The sequence below is a fragment of the Rubrivirga sp. genome, from assembly GCF_049648075.1.
Lineage (GTDB): Bacteria > Bacteroidota > Rhodothermia > Rhodothermales > Rubricoccaceae > Rubrivirga.
The window spans coordinates 1-5,302 of record NZ_JBARYR010000618.1; the positions used below are offsets into that span (position 1 = coordinate 1).

Below are 5,302 nucleotides of genomic sequence, written 5' to 3' on the forward strand. Positions count from 1 at the left end.
CCAATACTTCGCCCCGGTGAGGTAGTGAACCTCCCAGCCGTCGTCGGCCTCGGGCGGAGCGATCTCGGGCAGGCGCCGCGCCGCCTCGACCATCTCGCGGCACCCCCGCTCGGTCCGGCGCTGCTCCAGCGGCCCGCCCTCAAGAATAGACGCGCGGACGCGGCCGACCGGCGTGTGATACGCCACGCGGAGCAGCCGACCCAGGCCGGCGCGGCGAGCGAGCGTGCGGAGGGGAGAGTCAGACATCAGATGGGGCGGAAAAGTCGACGGGCGAGGTAGCCGTTAAGCACACCGGCGCGCCCGCCCCCATACGCGACCGCGAACGACGCCCACGTTGGGTACGTGTGTCGGTCCCGGCGGACGGCCCGCAGCAGAAGCGGGAGCCCAACTTTGGTGTCGCGAGCAAGCTCCCACCGGGTCATCCGGGCCGCCTCGCCGTGCGGGTCGATCTCCGGCAACCGCCAGCCGTAGTCCCACGCCCGGCGCCACCAGTACGCAACGTGCATTTTGGCGGGCGGGACGTAGTGGAGCATCTCCATGTCGGGAAGGAAGACGGCCCGAGCGTCGGGGTGCCCGGCGTAGTACTGGAGTTGGAGTTGAGTCTCCTCCCCAAGCCGCAGCGTGTTGCCGACCATCCCAAGCGCGGGGTCGAAGCCGCCCATGTCGCGGAGCAATGCGGCCCGCCACCCCATGTTACCGCCCGAGAAGCACGTCCCAACGGGCTGGAGCCCGGCCTCAAGATCGAGGTGCGCGCTCCCCAAGTTGTCGTCGAACCAATCCGGCTTGGGGTCAAGGTAGAAGGGTCGGTACGGCCCCCCGAAAAAGTCCGGCGTCCACCGGCCGATCCCGTCCTCGATGGCTGCGATCCAGCCGGGGAGAGGCTTCGCGTCGTCATCGAGGAAGACGAGATACTCGGTTTCGCAGGCCTCAAGGGCGGTATTCCGGGCGTGGCTCAAGCCGAGTTGGCCCTCACGAACGTAGGCGAGAGGCAGATCCACTCCATCGGCCACGCGGGCCGTGTCGTCCGTAGACGCGTTGTCGACGAGTACGACGGGGACGGCCCGGTCGCCAATCGAGGCGGCAAGGGCGTCGAGGCAGAGCCGAAGCAAGTCGGCCCTATTCCGGGTGCAGATGGCAACGGTGAACCTGGGGGCAGTCATAGTCCCTCAGCGAGAACGCTGTAATGAGCCGAGACCTGGCGGTCGGAGAGTCCCTGGCGTGGAGCAACTCGCTCGCTCACAAACCCACAGACAGCGATGGCATGGCAGCAGAGTTTCATCGCGTAGGAGCCGGTTGTCGCAGGACTGTCGTAGCGTGACCTGCCGCCCGAAGGAACGCATCTACGGCTGCGTCCGGAGTCATTGCCGAGGAAAGGACAGGGTGCTTGTCAAGGGTAGGCCTCGGAAGTTCACCGTGCCATGCGCGGACGAGCGCTTGCGCCAACACATCAGCGTCCCCGATGGGGACGAGAGCACCGTCTATGCCGTCGCGGACGAGTTCGTCTACGCTGGCTCCGTCCGAGCCGACGACGGGGACACCGAACAGCAAGCTCTCGATGACCGTGTTAGGGAGGTTGTCAGCACGCGTTGGGAGAACCGTCGCGACAGCGCGCTGGAGGACGGCGTAGAGGTGCGGCTTGGCGAGCCCGTTGATCCAATGGACCTGACCGACCCGTTCGCCCCACAACGCCTGCCATCGCTCCATCTCAGCAGGGTCAGCGCCGCCGGCCCAGACCATTGCAAGGTCTGGAGCCTCACGCCACGCGAGCGGGAGCGCTTTGGCGAGCACATCAGTCCCCTTTCTGACTCGGAGACTTCCAAAGTGGAGGAGGTACCGATCAGGCAGGGCATCAGGAGGTTCCGAGGCCGCCTCCACCTCTACGAGAACCGGGGGCCGGATGACACCTACGTCATAACCGAACGTCTCGCGATAGTAGTCCGCAACGAACTGGCTGGGCGCGTAGGCGACGTCCGCTCGGCGGATCGCCGCCCGCTCCAAGGCTGCCTTCCACCGCTCGCTGCGATTCTGATGCACGCCATCAACGCGCATGAAGTGATCGGCCGCCCAACTGCACCGGACGAGGTGCGTTCGCCGGGGGTCAGGTCGGACGAACAGACCGACGGCGTTGAAGTCGCTACTCTGAACGATGTCGAATGGGGCGGCGGCGTCACGAGCGTGGAACGCCGCCGCCACCCTCCTCGCGGAGTAGGCGAGCCGGGCGGGAGGGATTCCCGCGTATAGCCGGAGGTGCCCAGCGATGCGAGTGAGGGCTCGAAATGGGAGGCCCCGGGTCGGCCACGGGACGCGGTGCACGGTTACGCCTCCATGATCGAGCCGCCCTTCGTGGTCGCTGAGAGTGAACACCTCGACGTGGTGCCCCCGCTCCACAAGCGCCTGCGACATCCGGTTGAGGTAGTTAGCGAGCCCTCCCCGGTTGTCCATCTCCGTCACGAACTCAGGAGTCAGAAATGCGATCCGCAACCGGCCCCGCCTCCCACGAGAGCGAGCGTTGGGGGCGTTCGGAATGGATGCGGAATCGACCATGAGCCTGGAGTCAGGAGCTTGGAGTGACCCGTTCTGAGACGATGGATTGAATACGCCCGGCTACGTGCCGGCCCCGCTGTCGGACGTCGCGCGCGCGTGCCTGTAGTCCGCGGACGCGATCTCCCAACCGCCACCGCGCACCGTCGATCGCGTCACCAAGTGTTAGCGCAGCGGGAGTAGCCGGCGCGTCCTCCCAAGCCTCTCGGACACGGCGGGCCGGGGGGACGCCAACGGGTGGCGTGGCGGTAGGGTCGGACTGGAGGGCGATAGCGTAGTCGAACACGTCGCCGAACCGCTTTGCGAGCTTGTCCCATGACCGCTCGGCACGTACGAACGATGCGTTCCTGAGCCCAGCCCGCCGCACGTAGTCGAGGTTGTCGGCGCACCACCTGAAGGCCGCCTTGAACGACTCAGTATCGCGATTCACAACGAGCCCGTTCAGCCCACTCACCACCAGCTCAGGGACGACCCCAACGGACGTCGCGACCGGAAAACAACCGCACGCCATCGATTCGATCAGAGGGAGCGGTTGGCTCTCACTAATCGACGCCACCGCGAGTACGTCGGTCCGCTGGTAGAGACCGACCACTTCGGAACGGCTCCAATCCCCTGGCGACGCCTCGAACTTCACCCCTCTTGTTGACGGGAGGAGCACGTCGTTTAGCCCCTTGAGAGAGTCGTTGGGGTTCCCTATCCATCCGACGGATAGCTCACCGACCCGAGGGGTTCGAGGCCGAAAGACACTTGGTTCGATTCCGTTCGGGCACAGGTAGACGTCCTCGTGGGCCGGCGCTAGCAGGTCGTATATCGCTCGAGCAGGCGTGGTAATCACGGCGCAATCCCCGAGATAGCGCCCCATGAACTCCGAGACCGAAAGCCGTCCAAAGTTCTCGCTGTCTCGCCACCGGTAGCTAGCGACCTCCTTAACGAGCTTCTCCGGCGGCACCATGAACGGCTTGTATCGTTCCTCCCCCCAGAAGAAAACGTAGAGCAGGTCGTAGCCATCGGGAGAGAGGTCGGGGTCGTCTTGTGCGTAGCGGATCGAGATCCGGTACTCGCGCTTGAGCCTCGCGACAAGCGATCGTGCCGTCACATCGAACGCCCAGTTCCGCCGGTCGGCCAGAAGGACGACCCGGGGCTTCCCGCTCGCGCGAAGCCGAGCGGGGCGAGATCGGGCGGTGCCCATCATGGGGACACCCACGTCCCATGGGTACCGAGTCTGGGAATGCGCGCCTCAAGAGCGGTGCCGCCCTGCAAGCCAGGCTCATCCCCCTGAGTGGCACGCCAAGCCACGTAGCTCGCCAGCCCCTCGCGGAGCGTCACTCGCGGTTCGTACCCCAGCAACCTCTGGGCCTTGGACACGTCAGCCCACGTCTGTGGAACGTCGCCAGGCTGAGCAGGGTGACGGTCGATCTCGGCGTCCACGCCCATCACGTCTTGCAATGCGTCTACCAATTCGGATAGCCGCACGGTCCGATTATTCCCGAGGTTGATCACTTCGTAGTCCGAGTCCCTGTAAGCGATCGCCGACATGACCCCCTCCACGATGTCGAACACGTGGGTGTAATCCCGGAGCGTAGAGCCGTCCCCAAACAATGGAATAGGCTCGCTGCGCAGCATTTTACTCGCGAACTTGTTGATAGCTAAGTCTGGACGTTGGCGCGGACCGTAGACGGTAAAGAACCTAAGCGCCACGAAGCGCATCGCGTAGAGGTGGGCGTAGACGTGTCCCAATAGCTCTCCTGCGACCTTGGTCGCTGCGTAAGGGCTGATGGGCCGGGTCACGGCGGCGTCCTCTTTCCAAGGGACGTCTGGGCTAACCCCATACACGCTCGACGACGAGGCGAAGACAAACTGAGGGATCTCCCTCTCACGGGCCAACTCGAGCATCGTCTGGGTTCCTTGGACGTTGACCGTCTGGTAGGCCTCGGGCGTTTCGATCGAAGGCCGGACGCCCGCCTTAGCAGCGAGGTGTACGACCACGTCATACTCCCCAGTCACACCCCGACGAAGTACATCGGCGTCACGGATGTCAGCCTCTAGCAACGTGTACGCTGGGTGTGCGAGGTGGTCGGCAGTGTTCGTCCGCTTTGTTGCAGGGGAGTAGAACGGATCGAAGTTGTCAATGGCTGTGACTTCCCACCCGTCTCGCAACAAGCGGTCCACAACATGACTGCCGATGAACCCCGCGCCACCAGTTACGAGAGCGCGTTTGAGACACTTTGGTGGATGTTCAGACATCGGTAGGCGTAGTCCGCAGTGGGTGTGATCGAGGAGGGTGTCTGCGCTACGCGGCGATCTCGGCAAACGCTTCGCTCTGGGCCTCGAGGTCGTCGTAGGTCCCCTGGTCGACGAGCCGGCCGTCCTCGAAGACGTAGAGCTTGTCACAGCCCTGGACGGTCGAGAGCCGGTGGGCGATCATGATCACCGTCCGCTCCCCGCGGAGCGCCTCGACCGCGGCCACCACGTGCCGCTCCGTCTGGTTGTCGAGCGCGCTCGTGGCCTCGTCCATGACCAAGACTGGCGGGTCGTGGTAGAGCGCGCGGGCGATCCCGACCCGCTGCCGCTGGCCGCCCGAGAGCCGCGTACCCCGGTCGCCGACGCGGGTCTCGAGCCCGTCCGGCAGGCCCCGCACGAAGTCGGCAAGCTGGGCGGCCTCGAGGGCGCCCCAAACGGCCGCGTCGTCGATGTCGGCGTCGGCGATCCCGAAGGCCACGTTGCTCCGGACCGAGGCATCGGTGAGGTAGATGGCCTGGGG

The 5,302-nt window shown here is 65.3% G+C and carries 5 protein-coding genes and 1 pseudogene; all 6 read right to left on the reverse strand.

Going from position 1 to position 5,302, the window contains the following annotated elements; translation table 11 throughout:
• Positions 1–246 (reverse strand): annotated as a pseudogene (locus WBA11_RS16895) (hypothetical protein); the annotation flags it as partial.
• Positions 246–1,160 (reverse strand): glycosyltransferase family 2 protein, encoded by a 915-nt coding sequence (locus WBA11_RS16900; RefSeq protein WP_424521816.1) that lies wholly within the window; start codon positions 1,158–1,160, stop codon positions 246–248. The gene WBA11_RS16900 and the pseudogene WBA11_RS16895, both read right to left, overlap by 1 nt.
• A gap of 115 nt (positions 1,161–1,275) precedes the next feature.
• A complete protein-coding gene (locus WBA11_RS16905) occupies positions 1,276–2,481 on the reverse strand; it encodes a glycosyltransferase family 4 protein (RefSeq protein ID WP_424521817.1) in 1,206 nt (401 codons plus the stop codon).
• A 73-nt stretch (positions 2,482–2,554) separates the two neighbouring features.
• A complete protein-coding gene (locus WBA11_RS16910) occupies positions 2,555–3,637 on the reverse strand; it encodes a glycosyltransferase (RefSeq protein WP_424521818.1) in 1,083 nt (360 codons plus the stop codon).
• Between the two features lie 92 nt (positions 3,638–3,729).
• Entirely contained in the window at positions 3,730–4,785 is a 1,056-nt protein-coding gene (locus tag WBA11_RS16915; RefSeq protein WP_424521819.1) for a GDP-mannose 4,6-dehydratase, read from the reverse strand.
• A gap of 46 nt (positions 4,786–4,831) precedes the next feature.
• Positions 4,832–5,302 (reverse strand): ATP-binding cassette domain-containing protein (locus tag WBA11_RS16920; protein WP_424521820.1); only part of this gene is annotated, 471 nt, incomplete at its 5' end.

Excerpts from the sequence above, each read along its gene's own strand:
- WBA11_RS16900 (WP_424521816.1), bottom strand. The coding sequence starts at position 1,160 with ATGACTGCCCCCAGGTTCACCGTTGCCATCTGCACCCGGAATAGGGCC.
- WBA11_RS16915 (WP_424521819.1), bottom strand. The coding sequence starts at position 4,785 with ATGTCTGAACATCCACCAAAGTGTCTCAAACGCGCTCTCGTAACTGGT.